This is a genomic window from Actinomycetota bacterium (assembly GCA_036280995.1).
GTDB lineage: Bacteria > Actinomycetota > CALGFH01 > CALGFH01 > CALGFH01 > CALGFH01.
In genome coordinates this window covers 1-2,972 of sequence record DASUPQ010000052.1, presented here as the reverse complement: position 1 = coordinate 2,972, position 2,972 = coordinate 1, and the positions used below count along the sequence as shown (strand labels likewise).

The following is a 2,972-nucleotide window of genomic DNA, read 5'->3' as shown; positions in this document are numbered from 1 at the left end:
GGGTGGCGGAGTCGGCGTTGGGGTCGGCGATCACCTTCTCGGCCGCCGTCGCCTGCTTCTGGAACCGGTTGATGTCCGTCTGCAGGCTCTTCTGGCTGGTCGTGGCCTGGGCGCGGTGGTCGGCCTCGCGGGAGGCCAGGTACGCCTCGGCGAAGGCGTCGGCGCCCTTCTGGGCCGTCAGGGGCACCGTGTCCTGGTACTTGATGCGCAGGATCTGGGAGTTGGCGGGCACGTCGACGTTGACGTGCTCCAGCAGCTGGGCCGGGGTGGCGGTGGTCTTGAGCGCCTTGGCCGCGACCGCGGCCACCGGCTCCGACTGGGCCAGCTGGCGCTCGTTGAACATGTTGAGCTGCTGGTCGACCCGCGACCCGGGGTCGAAGGCGTTGGTGGTGATGGCCCGGACCAGCACCGAGGCGGTCGATTCGTAGACGGGCGTACGGCGGAAGGTGTAGGCGGCCGCGGCCGCGGCGCCCAGCAGGGTGATGGCCAGGATCAGCACGAGCTGCCGCTTGAACACCGCCAGATAGTCGCGAAGCTCCACCGATCCGCTCGGCGTCGGCTCTGCACTCACCGCATCGACCGCCTTTGTCCTGGTACGTCCGGGGCCCCCGGAGGTGGCTCGCCCCGGCTCGCGGCGGACGCTCTCCTCCCGCGTCCCACGCTATCGGTTCGCCGTCTACCTTTCCTCCGTCGGATTGAGCATCGTCACCAATCGCTGTGGACTAGATACGGGTACGCAACTTCTACGGCGACGCGAAGTGCGGACGTAGGCGCTGATAGGTCTCGGCCAGCAGCTCGGGCAGCACCTTGGTCTGGCCGACGACCGGCATGAAGTTGGTGTCGCCACCCCAGCGCGGCACCAGGTGCAGGTGCAGGTGGTCGGCGATGCCGGCCCCGGCCACCTGGCCCAGGTTCATGCCGAGGTTGAACCCGTGGGGGCCGGACTCCTCGCGCATGGCCCGGATGGCCCGGCCGGTGAACGCGGTCATCTCGGCCAGCTCCTCGGCGGTCAGCTCCTCGTAGTCGCCGACGTGCCGGTAGGGGGCCGCCATCAGGTGCCCGGGGTTGTACGGGAAGGCGTTGAGCAGCACGAAGCTGACCTCGCCGCGGGCCAGGAGGTGGTTGGCCTCGTCGTCGGCGGCGTCGGCGGCCGGGAGGTCGCAGAAGACGCAGCCGCGGGCCTCGCCGCCCTCCCCGCGGCGGATGTACTCCATCCGCCAGGGCGACCAGAGGAGCTCGGGCTCGGGCACGGCGGCGGCTCCCGGGGGACGAGGGATGGCGCGGACCGGCCGATGATAGAGCAGCCGCCGTCCGTCCGGGCGCCCCGGCGGGCGTCAGGTGGTGGTCGGCGCCTCCGTGGTCGTGGGCGCCTCGGTGCTGGTCGGCTCCTCGGCCGTGGTGGTCGGCGGGGCCGTGGTCGTCGGGGGCTTGGTGGTCGTCGTCGGCGGCGCGGTCGTGGTCGTCGGCGGCGCCGTGGTGCTGGGCGACCCGGGCTTGGTCGTGGTCGGCGGCCGGGTCGTGGGCGGCGCCGGCGCCGGCGCCCGCTCGGCCGTGGTCGGGGGCGCCGTCGTCATGGGCGGCGCCGTCGGCGGGGTCGGGCTGGTCGGCGGCGGGGCGGTCGGCGGCGGCCCGGGCAGGCCCGGCCCGATGACCCCGGGCACGATCCGGGTGGCGCCGGCGTAGCTCTCGCGCCAGATCGAGGCGACCCGGACGACGTCGCCGGTGTGTGGGGCGTGGACCATCAGGCCGTTGCCGATGTACATGCCGACGTGGTGGATGGTGGACGGGTCCCGGGGGTTGTCGGCGTAGAAGACCAGGTCGCCGGGGAGCAGGTTGGCCACCGCGACGTGCGGGCCCGCGCCCCACTGGGCCCGCGACACGCGCGGGATGCCGACCCCGGCGGCCCGGTAGGCCGAGCTGGTCAGCCCCGAGCAGTCGAACATGTCGGGCCCGGTCGCGCCCCAGCGGTAGGGATCGCCGAGCTGGGCCAGCGCCCAGCGGACCGCCGCCCGGGCCACCGGCCCGGCCTGCAGCCAGGACTGGACCGTCCCGACCCCGGACATGTAGCCGGACCAGGCGGCCCGCCGGGCCGCCTCGGACCGGACCTGCTCGGCCTCGAGGTAGCCGGCGAGCTGCTTATCGATCTTGTCCAGGGTCTGCTGCAGCTGCTCGACCAGCCGCTGGACCTGGCGGCGCTCGTCGTCCTGGCGCTTGTGGACGAGGTCGGCCTCGGCCAGGTCGGTGGCGACCCGCTCGTTGAGGGTGTCGACCTCGGCCTTGCGGATCCGCACCTCGGCCAGGACCGCGGCCCGCGCCTCCAGGGCCGCCTTCTGCATCGGCAGCTGGCGCATGGCGTCGGGCGGGTTGGTCCCGCCGACCATCTCCCCGAGCAGCCACTGGGGGCCGTTCATGTAGGTGGCCCGCGCCTGCTCGTCGAGCTGGCGCTGGGCCTTGTCGAGCTGCCGCTGGGCGGCGGCCTGGCGGGCCCGGAGGCGGGCCAGGCGCTTCTGCAGGGCCTGGCGGCGGTCGTCGGTCGCGTTCAGCCGCTCGGCGAGGCGCTCGACCTCGGCGTGCTGGGCGTCGAGCTTGGCCTGGAGCGCCTTGGCCTTGGCGGCCAGAGCGGCGTTGGGGGCCTTGGGGTCGGCCGGGGTGGCGCCGACCGCGGTGCCGCCGACGAGGGCGAGGAGCAGGGCGAGGGCCAGGGCGATCGGGGCGTGCCGGCCTACGCGCAAGGCCGCCCCACCACCCTTGGACATCGTCGCCCCCATTCGACCGGTCCGCGGGCATCGTATCCCATTCTGCCGGATTTACACCCCACAGATTGCGTACGTCAGACGGGCGGGAACCGCTCCTAGAACTGCTGGCGCTCGGTGGAGTCGGCCAGGGCCAGGGTCGAGGCCTGGCCGGCGGTCACGGCCCGGGCGACCAGGTCGAACACGCCGGTGCCGACCTCGCGCTGGTGGCGGGCGGCG

The 2,972-nt window shown here is 73.9% G+C and carries 3 protein-coding genes; all 3 read right to left on the bottom strand.

The window, feature by feature from the left end; genetic code table 11:
* On the bottom strand, nt 1-571 hold a 571-nt coding region (locus VF468_01445; protein ID HEX5876987.1), incomplete at its 3' end, for a Wzz/FepE/Etk N-terminal domain-containing protein.
* Between the two features lie 172 nt (nt 572-743).
* Nucleotides 744-1,250 carry an HIT domain-containing protein gene (locus VF468_01440; GenBank protein HEX5876986.1) on the bottom strand — a complete coding sequence of 169 codons (507 nt, stop codon included), beginning with the start codon at nt 1,248-1,250 and terminating at the stop codon, nt 744-746.
* Between the two features lie 84 nt (nt 1,251-1,334).
* Nucleotides 1,335-2,732, bottom strand: a complete 1,398-nt coding sequence (locus tag VF468_01435; GenBank protein HEX5876985.1) for an NlpC/P60 family protein — start codon at nt 2,730-2,732, stop codon at nt 1,335-1,337.
* Nucleotides 2,733-2,972 lie beyond the last annotated feature (240 nt).